Source organism: Actinorugispora endophytica (genome assembly GCF_004363075.1).
In the GTDB taxonomy this organism is placed as follows: Bacteria; Actinomycetota; Actinomycetes; order Streptosporangiales; family Streptosporangiaceae; genus Actinorugispora; species Actinorugispora endophytica.
Window position 1 is genome coordinate 86,678 of record NZ_SNYN01000015.1, and the last position, 16,337, is coordinate 103,014.

17 protein-coding genes are annotated in these 16,337 nt (G+C 71.9%); 5 read left to right on the top strand and 12 right to left on the bottom strand.

The window, feature by feature from the left end; genetic code table 11:
• Positions 1 to 17 precede the first annotated feature (17 nt).
• Positions 18 to 659, top strand: coding sequence for a hydrogen peroxide-dependent heme synthase (hemQ, locus tag EV190_RS16450; RefSeq protein WP_133742481.1), 642 nt, complete (start codon positions 18 to 20; stop codon positions 657 to 659).
• A gap of 69 nt (positions 660 to 728) precedes the next feature.
• On the opposite strand, the gene EV190_RS16455 is transcribed toward hemQ, so the two are convergent.
• From EV190_RS16455 to msrB, 3 genes are all read right to left on the bottom strand, one after another.
• Positions 729 to 1,514: a CDP-alcohol phosphatidyltransferase family protein gene (locus tag EV190_RS16455; protein ID WP_133742460.1), complete on the bottom strand. Its 786-nt coding sequence runs from the start codon at positions 1,512 to 1,514 to the stop codon at positions 729 to 731.
• Positions 1,501 to 2,157 carry a phosphatidylserine decarboxylase gene (locus EV190_RS16460; protein WP_133742461.1) on the bottom strand — a complete coding sequence of 219 codons (657 nt, stop codon included), beginning with the start codon at positions 2,155 to 2,157 and terminating at the stop codon, positions 1,501 to 1,503. The genes EV190_RS16455 and EV190_RS16460 overlap by 14 nt, the downstream gene beginning before the upstream one ends.
• A 61-nt stretch (positions 2,158 to 2,218) precedes the next feature.
• Positions 2,219 to 2,641 (bottom strand): peptide-methionine (R)-S-oxide reductase MsrB, encoded by a 423-nt coding sequence (gene msrB / locus EV190_RS16465; protein WP_133742462.1) that lies wholly within the window; start codon positions 2,639 to 2,641, stop codon positions 2,219 to 2,221.
• Positions 2,642 to 2,893: 252 nt separating this feature from the next.
• Between msrB and EV190_RS16470 the strand changes: the two genes are divergently transcribed.
• Complete coding sequence (locus EV190_RS16470) at positions 2,894 to 3,208, top strand: hypothetical protein (protein ID WP_133742463.1); 315 nt, start codon at positions 2,894 to 2,896, stop codon at positions 3,206 to 3,208.
• Positions 3,209 to 3,528: 320 nt separating this feature from the next.
• Here the strand turns inward: EV190_RS16470 and EV190_RS16475 are convergent, their stop codons facing one another.
• The 3 genes from EV190_RS16475 to glgX all read right to left on the bottom strand — a co-directional run bounded on the left by EV190_RS16475 (position 3,529) and on the right by glgX (position 7,537).
• Positions 3,529 to 4,287, bottom strand: coding sequence for a GntR family transcriptional regulator (locus tag EV190_RS16475; RefSeq protein WP_133742464.1), 759 nt, complete (start codon positions 4,285 to 4,287; stop codon positions 3,529 to 3,531).
• 91 nt (positions 4,288 to 4,378) lie between these two features.
• Positions 4,379 to 5,134, bottom strand: a complete 756-nt coding sequence (locus EV190_RS16480; protein ID WP_133742465.1) for a pyrimidine reductase family protein — start codon at positions 5,132 to 5,134, stop codon at positions 4,379 to 4,381.
• A gap of 294 nt (positions 5,135 to 5,428) precedes the next feature.
• Entirely contained in the window at positions 5,429 to 7,537 is a 2,109-nt protein-coding gene (gene glgX / locus EV190_RS16485) for a glycogen debranching protein GlgX (protein ID WP_133742466.1), read from the bottom strand.
• Between the two features lie 213 nt (positions 7,538 to 7,750).
• Here glgX and EV190_RS16490 point away from each other — a divergent pair, with 213 nt between their 5' ends.
• A complete protein-coding gene (locus EV190_RS16490; protein ID WP_133742467.1) occupies positions 7,751 to 8,008 on the top strand; it encodes a hypothetical protein in 258 nt (85 codons plus the stop codon).
• 207 nt (positions 8,009 to 8,215) lie between these two features.
• Here the strand turns inward: EV190_RS16490 and EV190_RS16495 are convergent, their stop codons facing one another.
• From EV190_RS16495 to EV190_RS16520, 6 genes are all read right to left on the bottom strand, one after another.
• Positions 8,216 to 8,533 (bottom strand): hypothetical protein, encoded by a 318-nt coding sequence (locus EV190_RS16495; protein ID WP_133742468.1) that lies wholly within the window; start codon positions 8,531 to 8,533, stop codon positions 8,216 to 8,218.
• A gap of 36 nt (positions 8,534 to 8,569) precedes the next feature.
• The gene (locus EV190_RS16500) at positions 8,570 to 10,216 is read right to left on the bottom strand and encodes an acyl-CoA dehydrogenase family protein (RefSeq protein ID WP_133742469.1); all 1,647 of its coding nucleotides are present in this window, start codon (positions 10,214 to 10,216) and stop codon (positions 8,570 to 8,572) included.
• A gap of 130 nt (positions 10,217 to 10,346) precedes the next feature.
• Positions 10,347 to 11,099, bottom strand: a complete 753-nt coding sequence (locus EV190_RS16505) for a sirohydrochlorin chelatase (RefSeq protein WP_133742470.1) — start codon at positions 11,097 to 11,099, stop codon at positions 10,347 to 10,349.
• A complete protein-coding gene (locus tag EV190_RS16510) occupies positions 11,096 to 11,788 on the bottom strand; it encodes a phosphoadenylyl-sulfate reductase (protein ID WP_133742471.1) in 693 nt (230 codons plus the stop codon). The genes EV190_RS16505 and EV190_RS16510 overlap by 4 nt, the downstream gene beginning before the upstream one ends.
• Positions 11,785 to 11,991 (bottom strand): hypothetical protein, encoded by a 207-nt coding sequence (locus tag EV190_RS16515; RefSeq protein WP_133742472.1) that lies wholly within the window; start codon positions 11,989 to 11,991, stop codon positions 11,785 to 11,787. The genes EV190_RS16510 and EV190_RS16515 overlap by 4 nt, the downstream gene beginning before the upstream one ends.
• The gene (locus EV190_RS16520; RefSeq protein ID WP_133742473.1) at positions 11,988 to 13,682 is read right to left on the bottom strand and encodes a nitrite/sulfite reductase; all 1,695 of its coding nucleotides are present in this window, start codon (positions 13,680 to 13,682) and stop codon (positions 11,988 to 11,990) included. The genes EV190_RS16515 and EV190_RS16520 overlap by 4 nt, the downstream gene beginning before the upstream one ends.
• A gap of 534 nt (positions 13,683 to 14,216) precedes the next feature.
• Here EV190_RS16520 and EV190_RS16525 point away from each other — a divergent pair.
• Both EV190_RS16525 and EV190_RS16530 read left to right on the top strand, forming a co-directional pair.
• Entirely contained in the window at positions 14,217 to 15,326 is a 1,110-nt protein-coding gene (locus EV190_RS16525) for a YihY/virulence factor BrkB family protein (RefSeq protein ID WP_133742474.1), read from the top strand.
• Between the two features lie 7 nt (positions 15,327 to 15,333).
• Entirely contained in the window at positions 15,334 to 16,068 is a 735-nt protein-coding gene (locus EV190_RS16530; protein WP_133742475.1) for an HNH endonuclease family protein, read from the top strand.
• The last annotated feature ends 269 nt before the right edge of the window (positions 16,069 to 16,337 follow it).

Below are 16,337 nucleotides of genomic sequence, written 5' to 3' on the forward strand. Positions count from 1 at the left end.
AGCTGATCCGCTACACCATGTGGTCGGTGTTCAAGGCCGGCGACCTCGCGGCGCTGGACCGCGCCGCCGCGGGCGACGAGGTGGCGCGGCTGCTCGACGCGGCGGCGGACAAGGGGGCGAGCACCCGTGGCGCCTACGACGTGCAGGGTTTCCGCGCCGACGCCGACATCATGTTCTGGTGGGTCGCCGACACCCCGGACCAGCTCCAGGAGGTCTACTCGGCCTTCCGCCGCACCGCGCTGGGCCGGATCAGCACCCCGGTCTGGTCGGCGATGGGCCTGCACCGCCCGGCGGAGTTCAACCGCGGCCACGTCCCGGCGTTCATGGCGGGCGAGGAGCCCGGCGACTACGTGTGCGTGTACCCCTTCGTGCGCTCCTACGAGTGGTACCTGCTGCCCGACGCCGAGCGCCGCCAGATGCTGGCCGAGCACGGCCGGATGGCGGCTCCCTACCCGGACGTGCGCGCCAACACGGTGTCCAGCTTCGCCCTGAGCGACTACGAGTGGCTGCTGGCCTTCGAGGCCTCGGAGCTGCACCGCATCGTGGACCTGATGCGCCACCTGCGCGGCGCGGAGGCCCGCAGGCACACCCGTCTGGAGGTGCCGTTCTACACCGGCCGGCGCAAGAGCGTGGCCGAACTGGTCGAGTCGCTGCCGTAGCGGACGGGAAGGGGGGCGCGCCCGGTCCGGGCGCGCCCCCCTTCGTCGTCTCGGCCCGTCGGCCGCGGGTCAGCGGTTCTGGTGCCGGTCGACCATGAGGTGGACCGGGGCGAGCAGGATCACCAGCAGCATCAGGCCCGAGCCCGAGTACAGCAGGACCTCCCCGGCGGGGGCGTCCATGGCCCAGGCCGCCAGGCAGCCCACCCCGGCCAGGATCGCCGCCAGAACGGCGTAGGCGACCCGGCCGCGCGGCTTGGGGTACTTCACCTGGCTGACCATCAGCCACGCCACCAGCAGGATCGAGGCGACCCCGAGGTAGACCGGCGGGTTGAGCAGCACGATGACGATCACCGTCATCGCCCCGAACGGGCTGGGCAGCCCGCTGAAGGTGTGCTCGCCCGGGGCCTGGCAGGAGAACCGCGCCAGCCGGACCACGACCGCCAGCAGCACCGCGGCCGCGGCGATGGTCGGCAGCACCGGGTTCCCCTGCACGATGAAGGTGCCCCAGGCCACGACGAAGAACGCGGGAGCGAAGCCGAAGCTGATGACGTCGGCGAGGTTGTCCAGCTCGGCGCCCATCCCGCTGCCGCCGAGCTTGCGGGCCACCCGCCCGTCGAACAGGTCGCAGGCCGCCGCCACCAGGAGCAGGATGACCGAGACCGCCACCGCGTTGCGCTGCAGGGGTCCGTCGAGCCCGGCCGAGATGTGCGCCACCTGCGCCGTGGCGAGCTGCCAGACGGCCATGAAGCCGCACAGCGCGTTGCCGAGCGTGAAGTAGTCGGCGAGGGCCAGGCGGAGCCTGGGGACCTCCTCGACCGCGGTCCCCGCGGTCACCGCCTGGTCAGTCGCGGTCAAGGCGGGTTTCCCCGGCCCGGACCCGCTGCCCGATCTCCACGGCAGGCGTGACACCCGACGGGAGGTAGACGTCGACCCGAGAGCCGAACCGGATGAGACCGATCCTTTCGCCCTGCTCGACCTTCTGCCCGACCTCGTGATACGGGACGATGCGGCGGACCATCGCCCCCGCGATCTGAATGACCGTGACTTCGCCCATTTCGGTGTCGAAGGTCCAGATGACGCGTTCATTACGTTCGCTGTCCTTGTCAAAAGCCGGCCGGAAACCACCGGGACGATGCTCGACTCCGGTCACCACGCCGGCGAGCGGAGCCCGGTTGACGTGGACGTTCAGGGGGTTCATGAACACCGCGACCCGGGTCCTGCCGTCGGGCCGGGTGTCGATGCTCTGCACGACGCCGTCGGCGGCAGAGAGGAACCGGCCGCTGGCAGGACCGCGGTCGGGGTCGCGGAAGAACCACGCCATGCCCGCAGCCAACCCCACCGCGGGGATGGCGAGGGCTTTGCGCGCGCGTGATCCGCGGCTCGAGAGCACGGCGATGCCCGCGGCCGCCACTGTGGGAACCAGCCACGGGGCGGAGCCCCGGGCCATCCGCACGAGCGGCCGGGAGTGAGCGACTGGATGGTCGTCGTCGGGGGTCATGGGGAGCTTTCGTTGAGGACGCCTTGCGGCGAAGAGAACGCCTTCGACATGAAGATGGATGCTATTCCACTGTGTCGTCCGCTTCCAAGGTCAGGGCGACGGAGTTGATGCAGTACCGGTCGTCCGTGGGAGTGGGGTAGCCCTCCCCGTGGAACACGTGGCCGAGGTGGGAGTCGCAGCGGGCGCAGCGGACCTCGGTCCGGGCCATGCCGAGGGACTGGTCCTCGTGCAGGGTCACCGCGGAACTGTCGGCCGGGTCGTAGAAGCTCGGCCACCCGCAGTGGGACTCGAACTTGTGGGCCGACCGGAACAACTCCGCGCCGCACGCGCGGCAACGGTACACCCCCGCGGCGGTCGTCGACACGTACTCGCCGCTCCACGGGCGCTCCGTGGCGCCTTGACGCAGGACGGCGAAGGCCTTCGGGTCGAGCGTGGCCCGCCACTCCTCCTCGGTCCGTACGACCGGTGCGCTTGATTCGTCCATGAAGTCGACGCTACCCCGTTTCCGCTGTTGTTCGGCGTGTCCCGGCGGCGTGTGGACCATTACCGGCCGTAAAGGGGACATGTGCCTTTCCTGCCGCCCTTTCCCATCGGTGTGAAGTTCCGCCCCCGATCCCCCGGGTAGAGAGACCGGGAGCGAGAGCGGGGGAGGGGTGACATGTTCATCACGTACCGGCAATCGACAGGGCGTCGTCGACCGCTCCATGTGGGGCGGGTCCATTATGGCCGCCTGTGGGTGGGGCACCGCCTGGGGCCGCTCGCCGCCCCGCTGCGCGCGGTGTCGGCGTCGGTGACCGCGGTCCTGGACCGGATCCGTCCGAGTCCGATGGCGGACGGCCCGCTGCTGGGCGTGGTGCTCCTCGTGGGGCTGGCCGCGCTGAGCGCGGCGGGCCTGGTGGGGCTGGCCCTGGCAGGCTGGGCGGCGACCTCGGCGGACGACGTGGTGCCCGCGGTGGCGAGCGCGGCCATCGTCGGCGCGTTGTTCCTGGGGCTGTTCCACCTGGTGTTCGCCTCGAAGCGGCGCAGGGGCGCCGGACGCGCGGACGGTTGACGGCCGGAGGGTTCCCGGCTCGCGGCGACGGGCCGGGGCCGTCCTCCCCGGCCCGCCGCGCGCGGCCGCTTCCTCGTGCGGCCGGGGCATTCCGGCGCACGAGGAGGTTCTCCAGAGAACCTGGTCTCTTTTATATCGACACAGAAACGGCACCGAGTCAACCGACCGGAACCGGTTCCGCGCCGAAACCCGGAACCCTGTACAGGCAGAGGCCCCCGGGCGGCCACTGAGGTTAACGACGCTTCACAATAGTGGCTGGGCGCCGGAAATGACAGAATTCGGGACGATTCGTTGCTTCCCGGGGGGTTCTCCGGAGTGGTTCACGCCTCGAAGTCGTACCGCAGGACGTAGGCGGAGCCGTCCAGGGTCATCTCGTTGAGCTCCACCGCCCGGTGCCCGGCGGTCAGCGCCACGCGCATTATGTGCAGCACCGGGGTGCCCGGGGCCAGGGCCAGTTGGGCGCGTTCGTCGGGGGAGGGCATGCGCACCCGGATCTCCTCGGTGAAGTGCGCGGGGGCGTGCCCCAGTTCGGCCAGCCGGGCGTAGATCCCGCCCGGCCCGGTGTCCTCCCGGGTGACGGGGGTGCCCGAGACCAGCGCGGCCGGCAGGTACGAGGTCGCCAGCTGCATGGGGCGGCCGTCCAGCCGGTAGCGGCGTCGCCGCGCCACCACCTGCTCGTCGCTCCCCAGGCCGAGGGCCCGGGCCACGTGCGCGGGGGCGAGAAGCTCGGCGACGGTGACGCTGTCCGCGGCGAAGGGGCGCTCCACGGCGTCGGCCTCCCAGATGGAGCGCCCCGCCCCCCACAGGTCCCGGGACAGCCGGGCCCTGCCGTGCCGCACCAGAGGGCGAAAGGCCCGCACGTAGACGCCGGACCCCCGGACCGCCACCGCGATGCCCTCGTTGATCAGGACGGATAACGCCTGTCGGGCGGTCGCGCGGGCAACGCCGTGGCGCTTCATCAGCTCGTTCTCACCCGGTATCCGGTCCCCGTCCGAGAGTTCACCGGAGTCGATGGCCGAGCGCAGCGCGTCGGCGATTTCTCGGTAGACGGGGGGAGAGTCGTTCTCGGACGTCGGCACTTGGTGTCCATCCTCTCGGCAACGCGAGACTCACACACCGGGTATGTCCGATAGTGGGGTGCTTTACGCCATTGCGGTTATCCGAATCCGGTCAGGGGCGGGTGTAACGCATGAAGAGCGAACCGTCGGATTCGGCGAGCGAGGCCAGCCGCAGTCCGCGCGCCGTCGCGGGACCGGTCCCGGCCACCACCCGCGCCGCGTGCGGCCCGACCAGGGTGGGGCTCAGCGTCAGGCACAGCTCGTCCAGGACGTCGGCGGCCACCAGCGCGCCCAGCAGGTGCGGGCCGCCCTCGGTGAGCACCCGGTGCAGCCCGCGCTCGGCCAGCGCCGCCAGCACCGACGCGGGGTCGACCGAGTCCGCTCCGACCACCACCACGTCGGCGTGCTCGGCGGCGGCCCTCCGGCGTTCGGCCGGCGCGCTCTCGGTGGTGAACACGATCGTGCGCGCGTCGTCGGGCGCGTCCGCGAGCAGCCCCGGGTCCAGGTCCATGCTCCGGGTCACCACCGCGATCGGCGGGGTCGCGGCGCGTCCGGCGCGCAGACCGGCCCACACCTCGCGGGGGCGGACCGGCCGGTAGCCCTCGGTCCGCGCGGTGCCCGCCCCGGCCAGCACCACGTCGGCCAGCCCGCGCAGAACGCCCAGTACGGCCCGGTCGGCCGGACCGGACAGGTCCCGGCTGCGTCCGGACGGACCCCACGCGCCACCGTCGGCGCTGGCCACCATGTTGGCCCGCAGCCAGGGGCGGTCGAGCCCGGCGGGATAGGCGTAGTGCTCGGCCAGGTCGACGGGACCGGAGGGAGCGGGCAGCAGCCGCGTGATCGGAGGCGGCGCGGTGGAAGAACTCATGGACCCGAGACTAGAGAGTCTTCGGCGCGGGGGTGGTTCGGGCTCTCCCTCCCCCGGTGATCTTGACCTTTCCGGGGTCTCAGAGACGGTTGAGACCCGGAAAAGGTCAACACCGGGGAGAGCGCCAGGAAACGGACACCTTCCCGCAGCCCGGGCCCCGCTCGCCGTCGCCGCCACGTCACCGTGCCGGGCACGGGAACACCTCGACGATCCGGTCAGCGGATTCCCGACGCCGAAACACCCCGCGCCGGAAACCCCCCGGGCGCCGGGCCGCCGGTGGGAGGAGCCCCTCCGTCAGCGGTCCGAGACCCGTTTGAGGACCAGGAACGCCCGGTCGATCACGGTGACCTCGCCCTCCGCGGGGACGAGCGGCCGGCCGCCGACATCCGGTTCGGCGGTGTCCAGCACCGTCTCCCACACGGTGCCGTAGCCGCGGCCCGGCAGGGTGAACCGCACGTCGTCGACGCCCGCGTTGAGCAGCAGCAGGAACGAGTCGTCGCGCACGGCCCTGCCGTTCGGGTCCGGTTCGGTGATGGCGTCGCCGTTGAGGAACACCCCCAGCGCGCGGTCCCCCCGGCCCCAGTCGGAGTCAGCCATGAGGCCGCCGTCGGGACGCAGCCACGCGATGTCGCGCTGCTCCCCCTCGCGCGGGGCGGAGCCCTGGAAGAAGCGGCGGCGGCGGAACACCGGGTGCCCGCGGCGCAGCCGTGACAGCGAGCGCACGAACTCCAGGAGGTCCTCCTGGTCGGCGGCGCGCTTCCAGTCGATCCAGGCGATCTCGTTGTCCTGGCAGTAGGCGTTGTTGTTGCCGCCCTGGGTGCGGGCCACCTCGTCGCCGTGCGAGAGCATCACCACGCCCTGCGAGCAGAACAGGGTGGCCAGGAGGTTGCGCACCTGGCGGTGGCGCACGGCCGTGACCGCCGGATCGGAGGATGGCCCTTCCACGCCGTGGTTGGCCGAGCGGTTGTCGTCGGTGCCGTCCCGGTTGTCCTCGCCGTTGTCCTCGTTGTGCTTGCCGTCGTAGGACACCAGGTCCGCGAGGGTGAAGCCGTCGTGGCAGGTGACGAAGTTGATGGAGGCGACCGGCCGGCGCCCGTCCGCCTGGTACAGGTCCGAGGACCCCGACAGCCGCGAGGCGAGCTCGGGCAGCACCGGGTGGCCGCGCCAGAAGTCGCGGACGGTGTCGCGGTACTTGCCGTTCCACTCGGTCCACAGCGGCGGGAAGTTGCCCACCTGGTAGCCGCCCGGGCCCACGTCCCACGGCTCGGCGATCAGCTTGACCTGCGAGATCACCGGGTCCTGCTGCACGATGTCGAAGAAGGTGCTGAGGCGGTCCACGTCGTGGAACTCCCGGGCCAGCGCCGACGCGAGGTCGAAGCGGAAGCCGTCCACGTGCATGTCCAGCACCCAGTACCGCAGCGAGTCCATGATCAGCTGCAGCGAGTGCGGGTGCCGCACGTTGAGGCTGTTGCCGCAGCCGGTGTAGTCGAGGTAGTAGCGCCGGTCGTCGTCGCGCACCCGGTAGTAGGCGAGGTTGTCGATGCCGCGCAGCGACAGTGTGGGCCCCATGTGGTCGCCCTCGGCGGTGTGGTTGTAGACCACGTCCAGGATGACCTCGATGCCCGCCTCGTGCAGGGCCTTGACCATGGCCTTGAACTCCTGCACCTGCTGGCCCCGGGTGCCGGTGGCGGCGTACCCGCTGTCGGGGGCCAGGAACGCCAGGGTGTTGTAGCCCCAGTAGTTGGTCAGGCCGCGCGCGACCAGGGCGTGCTCGGGCAGGAAGTGGTGCACCGGCATCAGCTCGATCGCGGTGACCCCGAGCCGGGTCAGGTGGTCGATGACGGCCGGGTGGGCGAGCCCCGCGTAGGTGCCGCGCAGCCGCTCGGGCACACCGGGGTGGCGCATGGTCAGGCCGCGCACGTGCGCTTCGTAGATGACCGTCTCGTGGTAGGGGGCGTTGGGCCGGTTCTCGTTGCCCCAGTCGAAGAACGGGCTGACCACCACGCACTTGGGTAGGTACGGCGCGCTGTCGTGGGTGTTGACGCGCGCCGGGTCGTCGAAGTGGTAGTCGAACAGCGACTCGTGCCATTCGATCCGCCCGTCGATGGCCTTGGCGTAGGGGTCCACCAGCAGCTTGCCGGGGTTGCAGCGCAGGCCGCGCGCGGGGTCGTACGGGCCGTGGACCCGGAACCCGTACCGCTGCCCCGGCCCCACGCCCGGCAGGTAGCCGTGCCAGACGTGGCCGTCCCTCTCGGTCAGCGAGATCCGGGTCTCGGCCCCGTCGCCGCCGAACAGGCACAGCTCGACCCCGTCGGCGACCTCGGAGAAGAGTGAGAAGTTCGTGCCGGAGCCGTCGTACGTGGCCCCGAGGGGGTACGGAGTGCCGGGCCAGACTTCCACCATGGGCGTCGCTGTCTCTCTCCACTGCGCGGTCGCGGACGCAGTGGTTCTTCCTCCATAGCGCGCCGTCTATGCCTGGTCGGGCGTATCGACACCCGATCGTGCTGGGAAGAGCCGCCTGACCAGGCGCGCGGGAGAGGTGGACGACGACCAACGGCTCCCGGGAACCACCTGGAACACTTCCGCCGCCGGAGAATGCGGCACGCCGATTCTCCGATGACGGAGGAAGGAAGCCAGGCTCCAGCGGAGGCCGTCACGGAATTCGGTACCGACTCGGATCTGGTGGATCAGCACCCGCTTGTCGCACAGGATCGCCATGTCGTCAGGGTCGCTCGTCACGAGGACGACAGGCCCCGGCTGTGCCATCGCCGTCGCGGCGACGATCGCGTCGATGGCGTGCTGGTGGCCGTGCCTGCCGACCTCAGAGAGCAGCTGCCGGGCCCGTTTGACGATCCTGAGATCGGGGGGCGATGACGTGCAGCCCGGAGAGCACGTAGTTGACCGCGCTCTGTCGCACCTTCGGATGCTGCGCCTCCACCAGCGTGACGCTGCTGATGACCGTCCCCGAGGCCCGGGCCCGGGAGTCCTGGTGCAGTCTTGTGACCAGGGGATCTCCCTCGATAAGTCTGGAGAGTCCGTGGGAGTCGAGGACAAGGGCCCCAGGGGACCGGTCCGACGGGTTCACACCTCCTTGGTCGCGGCGAGCCATGCCTCGTACCTTTCGTCCGCCTGTCGCCAGATTTCTTCTGCTTTGTTGACGACCTCAACAGGGAACGGCCCGTTTCCGGCCTCGTAGTCCTCGATGAGTCGTGCCGTCGAGTCGTCTCGGTACTGTCGGCCGACCGCGTTCTGGATGTACTCCTGGACTGCTTGGTGGGAGACTTTCTCCCGGATCTCCTCGGCGACCTCATAGGGAAGGGAGACGACGAACTCCTCGGTTCCCGCGTCGTCGTGCTCGCCGCCGGCGTGCCAGGAGGGAGCCTCGCTTGTCACTGTCATGCCCCTACCTTTGCACCCAGTGTGACCATTCCCTGGTCAGCAACCGTTTTCCTGCCGCCTTGGCCGGTTCCGGTCAAGGATGGCCCCTGTGTCCACGGTACGCGGCAACGTCCCGAACGCGTGGCCCCACTCGCCGCCCAGGCGCGAGGCGGTGAAGGCGTCGGCGACGGCCGCCGGGGCGTGCCGCACCAGCAGGGACGCCTGCAGGCACAGCGCCATCAGCTCCACCACCGAGCGGGCGCGGTGCTCGAGGGAGTCGGGGTCGCCGAGTTCGGCGTCCAGCCGCTTCAGCGCCGCGTCCAGGCGCGGGTCGGCGCCCCCGGCCAGGGCGGTCTCGGCCCGGAACGCCTCGACGCTCCCCGGTTCGCGGCCCATGGCGCGCAGCACGTCCAGGGCCGCGACGTTGCCCGAGCCCTCCCAAATGGAGTTCAGCGGGGACTCGCGGAACAGCCGCGGCATGCCCGACTCCTCGACGTAGCCGTTGCCGCCCAGGCACTCCAGCGCCTCGGCGACGTGCGCGGGCTGGCGCTTGGTCACCCAGAACTTGCCCACGGCCACCGCCAGGCGGCGGAACGCCGCCTCGTCCCGGTCGCCCCTGGCGGCGCGGTCGGCCGCGCCCGCCAGGCGCAGCATCAGGGTGGTGGCGGCCTCGGACTCCAGGGCCAGGTCGGCCAGCACGTTGCGCATCAGGGGCTGCTCGACCAGCGCCTTCCCGAAGGCGTACCGCTCGCCCGCGTGGTGCGCCGCCTCGGACAGCGCCGCGCGCATGCCCGCGGCCGAACCGATCACGCAGTCCAGCCGGGTGCCGTTGACCATCTCGGCGATGGTGCGCACGCCCCGCCCCGGCTCTCCCACGAGCCAGGCGTGCGCGCCGTCGTACTCCAGTTCCGCCGAGGCGTTGGAGCGGTTGCCGAGCTTGTCCTTGAGGCGCTGGACCGCCAGCGCGTTGCGGGTGCCGTCCTCCAGCACGCGCGGCACCAGGAAGCAGGTCAGGCCCTCGGGCGCCTGGGCCAGGGTGAGGAAGAGGTCGCCCGTGGGGGCGGAGGTGAACCACTTGTGGCCGCGCAGCCGGTAGGAGCCGTCGGGGGCCTCGGTAGCGCGGGTGGTGTTGGCGCGCACGTCCGAGCCGCCCTGCTTCTCGGTCATGGACATGCCCGCCAGCAGCCCGCGTTTGGTGTGCGGCGCGCGCGGCCCGAAGTCGTACTCGCGGGCGGTGAGCAGCGGCTCGAACCGCTCGGCGAGGGCGGGGGAGTGCCGCAGCGCCGGGACCGCCGCGTAGGTCATGGATATCGGGCAGCCGTGCCCGGCCTCGACCTGGCTCCACACGAAGAACTTGGCGGCGCGCGCCACGTGCGCCCCGGCGCGGCCGTCCGCCCAGGGCGCGGCGTGCAGGCCGTGGGTGACGGCGGTGTCGGTGAGCACGTGCCAGGCGGGGTGGAAGTCCACCTCGTCCACCCGGTTGCCGTAGCGGTCGTGGGTGCGCAGCACCGGCCCGAAGGCGTTGGCCTGCTCCCCCCACGAGCGGGCCTGCGAGCTCCCGGCCAGCCGGCCCAGCTCGCCGACCTCGCCGGCGGCCCACTCCGCGCCCTCGCGCGCCAGTCCCCCGGAGAGGACGGGATCGGCGGCGACGTCGTAGCCGGCCAGCGGGGAGGGCTGGTTGAACACCTCGTGCGTGGGCGCCATGGCCGGGAGGGTCCCTTCGTGTCGTGTCGTGGAACACGACCCAGGCTAGCCGGGGCGCCGGACGGGGGCGCGGCGGCCGGAAAGCGGTGGAGGCGCCCGCCCCGCGGGGACGGACGCCTGCACCGCCGGGTCAGCGGACCCCGGTGCCCACCGGACGCAGGGCCGCGTCGTAGCGGTCCAGAACCACCCGGGCGAGTTCCGGGCAGTCGCCCAGCGCGTCCGAGACGGCCTCCGCGCCCGCCGCGGCGGACCGCTCGCGCACCCGGTCCGCGAAGAAGCCGGGGGCGAGCAGGTAGCAGGCCGCCGCGACCCGCGCGGCCCCGGCCGCGCGCAGGTCCCGGACCGCCTCGTCCGGGGTGGGCGAGGCCGCCGACGCGAACGCCGCGCGCACCTCGCGCCACGGGCCGCGTGCGGCCAGTTCGCGCGCGATCCCCTCGACCACCGCGTTGGCGCCCGCGTCGCCGGACCCCGCCGAGGCCAGGACCAGTGCCGTGTCGGGCGCCCCCGCGACCCCGGCCTCGGCCAGGCGCCGCTCCAGCGCGTCCAGCAGCAGCGGGTGCGGGCCGAGGGTGTCCGCGTAGCGGATCCGCAGCCACGGGTGCGCGGCGCGTATCGGGGACAGGACGCCGGGCAGGTCCACCTTGCTGTGGTAGGCCGCGGTCAGCAGCGCGGGCAGCACCACGACCTCGCCCGCGCCCTCGGCGGCGAGGGCGGCCACGACCGCCCCCGGGCCGGGCGCCACGTGGTCGAGGTAGCCCACCCGCACGTCCAGCCCAGGGCGCAGCCGCCGCACCCGCTCGAACAACGCCTCGACCGCCACGGCCGAACGCGGGTCCCTGCTGCCGTGCGCCACCGCGATCAGCGGCACGCGTCCACCGGTCACAGGTGGATTCCGCACTCGGTCTTGCCGGTCCCCGCCCAGCGTCCGCTGCGCGGGTCGGCGCCCTGCGCCACCCGCCGGGTGCACGGCGCGCACCCGATGGAGGGGTAGCCGTCGTACTGCAGGGGGTTGACCAGGACGCCGTGCTCGGCCATGTAGGAGTCCACGTCGTCCTTCGTCCAGCGGGCGATCGGGTTGACCTTGACCATCTTCTTGCGGGCGTTCCACTCGACCACGCCCACGTTCCTGCGGGTCGCCGAGTCCTCGCGGCGCAGTCCGCTCAGCCACGCCTCGTACGGCTCGAGCGCCTGCTGGAGGGGTTCGACCTTGCGCAGGTGGCAGCAGATGTTGGGGTCCCGTCCGTGCAGCCGGGGCCCCAGGTCCCGGTCCTGCTCGGCCACCGTGCGCCGCGGTTCCACGTTGATCAGGTTGATCGGGTAGACCTGCTGGACGGCGTCGCGGGTGCCGATGGTCTCCGCGAAGTGGTAGCCGGTGTCCAGGAAGATCACGTCGATGCCCGGCACGACCTTGGAGACCAGGTCCACCATGAGGGCGTCCGCCATGGACGAGGTCATGCACAGTTTGTCGCCGAAGGTCTCGGCGGCCCACCGGATGATCTCGGGGGCACTCGCCTCCTCGAGCTCCGCGGCCGCCTCGGCCGCGAGCGTCGCGCCGTCCGTCGTGACGTTCATGCGTTCTCCTCACCGCTTGATGTGCCGCGCCGCGCGTCCGCGATCGCGCCCGCGCGCAGTCCGACGAACCCGACCCGGAAGACCCGCGCGCACGAGGCGCAGGCCCAGGCGTGCCCGGAGCCCCGCCCGCCGTCGCCCTCGTGCGGTTCCAGGTCCTCGTCGCCGCAGTAGGGGCAGTAGTAGGGGGCCGCGCGCTCGCTCACTTGAGGTCCGCCTCCTCCGCGCGCGCGACCCAGGCCGCGAACACCTCGCCGTCCTCCTTCTGGTCCAGGAAGCGCCGAAGCACCCGCTCGACGTAGTCGGGAAGCTCGTCGGCCGTGGTCTTGAGCCCCCGGACCTTGCGGCCGAACCCGGCCTGCAGGCCCAGCCCGCCGCCCAGGTGCACCTGGAAGCCCTCGACCTGGTTGCCGTCGGCGTCGGTGACCAGCTGGCCCTTGAAGCCGATGTCGGCGGTCTGGGTGCGGGCGCAGGCGTTCGGGCAGCCGTTGATGTTGATGGTCAGCGGGTCGGTGAACTCGGGGAGACGGCGTTCCAGCTCGTCGATCAGGGCGGAGGCGCGGTCCTTGGTCTCCACGATGGCGAGCTTGCAGAACTCGATGCCGGTGCAGGCCATGGTCTGGCGGCGGAAGGTGCTGGGGCGGACCAGCAGGTCCTCGGCCTCCAGGGCCGCCACGACCGACTCGACCCGGTCCTCGGTGATGTCCAGGATCACCAGCTTCTGGTCGGCGGTGGTGCGGACGCGGTCCGACCCGTGCGCCTCGGCGATGTCGGCGACGCGGCCCAGCTTGGTCCCGCTGACCCGGCCGACCCGGGGGGTGAAGCCCACGTAGAACCGGCCGTCCTTCTGCCGGTGCACGCCCACGTGGTCGCGCCGGGTGCCCGGGTCCAGGACCGGCTCGGGCCCGTCGGGCAGCGCGTAGCCCAGGTACTCCTTCTCCAGCACCTCGCGGAACTTCGCCGCGCCCCAGTCCTTGACCAGGAACTTGATGCGGGCGCGGTGGCGCAGGCGGCGGTAGCCGTAGTCGCGGAAGATCGAGCAGACCCCCGCCCACACCTCGCTGACCTGGTCGGGGCGCACGAACGCGCCCAGGCGCTGGGCGAACATCGGGTTGGTGGAGAGCCCGCCGCCGACGAACAGGTCGTAGCCGGGCGTGCCGTCGGGGCCGACGACGCCGACGAACGCGAGGTCGTTGATCTCGTGGTTGGTGCAGTGCACCGAGCAGCCGTCGACGGCGGTCTTGAACTTGCGCGGCAGGTTCGAGAACAGCGGGCTGCCGATGTGGTCCTCGACGATCCGGCGGAGGTCGTCGGTGGAGTCGATGACCTCGTCCTCGGCGATCCCGGCGAGCGGACAGCCGAGCATGCCGCGGGGGGTGTCGCCGCAGGCCTCGGTCGTGGACAGGCCCACGCCCTCGATCCGCTCCCACAGGGCGGGGACGTCCTCGATGCGCAGCCAGTGCAGCTGGACGTTCTGCCGGTCGGTGATGTCGGCGGTGTCGCGCCCGTAGGCGGTGGAGACCTCGGCGATGGCCCGCAGCTGGGCGACGCTGAGCTGCCCGCCGTCGGTGCGGATCCGCATCATGAAGTAGCGGTCGTCGAGCTCCTCGGGCTCCAGGACGGCGGTCTTGCCGCCGTCGATGCCCGGCGCGCGCTGGGTGTAGAGCCCGTACCAGCGGAACCGTCCGCGCAGGTCGGCGGGGTCGATCGAGTCGAAGCCGCCCTTGGAGTAGACGTCGATGATGCGCCGGCGGACGTTCAGCCCGTCGTCGTTCTTCTTGTTCTCCTCGTTCTTGTTGAGCGGTTCACGGTAGCCGAGGGCCCACTGGCCCTCACCGCGGCGCGGTCGTGTCGTCGTCTTCGTGGGGCGGCCGGTCGCTGCGGATGCGGGAGGCATCGCGGGGTCCTCCGAGTCTCTGGGGTGCACCGTCGTACGCGGCCGTGACTCGCGGAGTCGTCCGGCCGGACGCGATCAGATGGGTGGCGGGTCGGGGGCATGCGGCCGACGCCCGCCGGCCTGGCTCTGCGGCGCGGACGGCGTTGTGCGCGCGGCAGTGAGCGAAGCGAGAGACAGGAGGGCAACATCGGCGCTGAGCAGGCCCTGGAACAGGCGGAAATTGCTACAAAGCGGCTAGGGGTCAACCGATGTTGCGACAGATCGCGCTGCGGACCCGAAGAAAGTCCACGTGGCGGCGCACGCAGAGCATGGGGTCAATGGCAGCGGTCATGACAACGACAATGACATGCCGGGGAAACCTTTGTCCAGGGAAGGAGGTCACGGGGGTGTCGTGAGGCGCGTCACATCAAACCGGTATAAACAGTAGGAAACATTGGCGGCTTGGTCACGGTTCGCCATCGAAACCGCTCTGAAACCGCGACGGTCCTCTCCCGGGGCTGCCGGCCGCGGGGCCGGACCAGCTATTTTCGAAGAGTGCGACCCTTCTTGGAGCGAGTCCGGCGCGCCGCCGAGTCCTGGCGCGACCGCCATCCCCGGACGGGAGCGGCGGGAACACTCGTCGTACGCACCACCAAGTCGGCGGTCCGGGTCCGCGTCGTCGGCCTGGCGGCCGAGCTGGCGTTCTTCTCCCTGCTGTCCCTGCCCGCGCTGCTGCTGGGACTGGTCGGCGCCCTCGGACACCTCAGCGGGGTGCTCGGCCGCGGGACCGTCCTGGAGATCCGCGCCTGGATCCTGGACCTGGCCGCCACCGTACTGACCGGGGACACCGTGGACACCGTGGTCGCGCCCATGGTCGACGACTTCCTGCGCGGGGCCCACGGCGGCGTCCTCTCGCTCACCTTCCTGGTGTCGCTGTGGTCCGGATCGCGGGCGATGAGCGTGTTCATCGAGTCCATCACCATCGCCTACGGCCTGGCGGACGTGCGCGGCTACTTCCGCCAGCGCGGACTCGCGTTCGTCGCCTACCTCGGCGGCCTGCTGTTCGCGCTGGTCGTGCTGCCGGTCATCGTGGCGGGGCCCGACCTCGTCCGCGCGCTGCTGCCGTTCACCGGGGAGTACCTGCACCTGGCCTACTGGCCGACGGTGGGCCTCCTCTCGCTCACCTGCATCGTGGCGCTCTACGTCCTGAGCGTCCCGGTGCGCACCCCCCTGTGGCGCCACCTGCCCGGCGCCCTCCTCGGGATGCTGGTCCTGCTGTCCGGCACGGTGGGGCTGCGGATCTACCTGGGCGCCTCGTTCGGCCAGGCGAGCATCTACGGTTCGCTCACCGCGCCCATCGCCATCCTGATCTGGCTGTACGTGATGGCCCTGGCGGTGCTGATCGGCTCCTCCCTCAACGCCGAGATCGACGCGATGTGGCCCACCCCCAGGACGGCGGAGGCCCGCGCCGAGATCGCCGCGCGTCGGTACGCCAACGCCACCCGGCTGGTGGAGCGCCGCGAACAGGCCCTGCAGGCCCTGACCGAGAAGAGGTCCGGGGCGCACCCCGAGCCCCCAACCGACACGGGCGGGAAGCCGCCCCCACCCGAGGGCGACGAGACGCCTGAGACACCCGAGATCCCCGCCACCAGGTCAGGAGAGTAAGGAAGACATGGCCCCCAAGAGAGCCCGCACACTCGGAGGAGCCGTCGGAGCCGCCGTGGTGGTCGTCGCCACGGTGCTCGTGGTCTCCCTGGTCACCGGTGAGAACATCCTCGACGTGCTGCTGCGCAAGGTCACCGGGCAGGGCGGCGGCGCGCCGTCCCCGACGACCGGGCAGCAGGGCCCCGCCACCGGCGAGGACGCGGCCGAGGCCGAGGAGCGCCTGGAGTCGCTGGAGACCGCCGAGCCCGCGCCCCGCGGCGACTACGACCGCGACGAGTTCGGCAGCGGATGGATCGACACCGACGACAACGGCTGCTCCACCCGCAACGACGTGCTGGCCCGCGACCTCACCGACACCGAGATCGCCCCCGACTGCAAGGTGCTGTCCGGCACCCTCGACGACCCCTACACGGGAGGGACCGTCGAGTTCAGCAGCGAGGACCCCCAGGCGGTGCAGATCGACCACGTGGTCCCGCTCTCGCTGGCCTGGCGGATGGGGGCCGACGAGTGGGACCGCGACACGCGCGTGGAGTTCGCCAACGACTTCGGCAACCTGCTGGCCTCCGACGGCCCGGCCAACCGGGAGAAGAGCGACTCGGGCCCCGGCGAGTGGCTGCCCTACGAGGGCTACCAGTGCTCCTACGCGGTGGCGTACGTCGACGTGCTGCACCGCTACGAGCTCCCGGTGTCGGCCGACGACCGCCGGGGCCTGACCGACGCGCTGGCCGCCTGCGACCGGTAGGCCGCCGTGAACCGGCCCCTTCCGCGCCGCTTCGCGACTCTCGCGCAGCGGGGCCCTGTCCTGGTGGGCGCGGGCCCCGGGACGATCCGCCGAACACGCCCTGCGGAGTTTCCGGCGTTGGGATGGTCGGCGCGTCGGCGCTTCGGGCTCACCCCGGAGGGTTGCGGGGGGGGGGGGGGGGGGGGGGGGGGGGGGGGGGGGGGGGGGGGGGGGGGGGGCACGACAACCACAACCCACACAACCACACCACCACAAACACACGCGGCCGC

Excerpts from the sequence above, each read along its gene's own strand:
- hemQ (WP_133742481.1), top strand. The coding sequence starts at position 18 with ATGTGGTCGGTGTTCAAGGCCGGCGACCTCGCGGCGCTGGACCGCGCC.
- EV190_RS16500 (WP_133742469.1), bottom strand. The coding sequence starts at position 10,216 with ATGGCGCCCACGCACGAGGTGTTCAACCAGCCCTCCCCGCTGGCCGGC.
- EV190_RS16460 (WP_133742461.1), bottom strand. The coding sequence starts at position 2,157 with ATGACCCCCGACGACGACCATCCAGTCGCTCACTCCCGGCCGCTCGTG.
- EV190_RS16510 (WP_133742471.1), bottom strand. The coding sequence starts at position 11,788 with ATGAACGTCACGACGGACGGCGCGACGCTCGCGGCCGAGGCGGCCGCG.
- EV190_RS16480 (WP_133742465.1), bottom strand. The coding sequence starts at position 5,134 with ATGAGTTCTTCCACCGCGCCGCCTCCGATCACGCGGCTGCTGCCCGCT.
- msrB (WP_133742462.1), bottom strand. The coding sequence starts at position 2,641 with ATGGACGAATCAAGCGCACCGGTCGTACGGACCGAGGAGGAGTGGCGG.
- glgX (WP_133742466.1), bottom strand. The coding sequence starts at position 7,537 with ATGGTGGAAGTCTGGCCCGGCACTCCGTACCCCCTCGGGGCCACGTAC.
- EV190_RS16495 (WP_133742468.1), bottom strand. The coding sequence starts at position 8,533 with ATGACAGTGACAAGCGAGGCTCCCTCCTGGCACGCCGGCGGCGAGCAC.
- EV190_RS16530 (WP_133742475.1), top strand. The coding sequence starts at position 15,334 with ATGGCCCCCAAGAGAGCCCGCACACTCGGAGGAGCCGTCGGAGCCGCC.
- EV190_RS16520 (WP_133742473.1), bottom strand. The coding sequence starts at position 13,682 with ATGCCTCCCGCATCCGCAGCGACCGGCCGCCCCACGAAGACGACGACA.
- EV190_RS16490 (WP_133742467.1), top strand. The coding sequence starts at position 7,751 with ATGACGGAGGAAGGAAGCCAGGCTCCAGCGGAGGCCGTCACGGAATTC.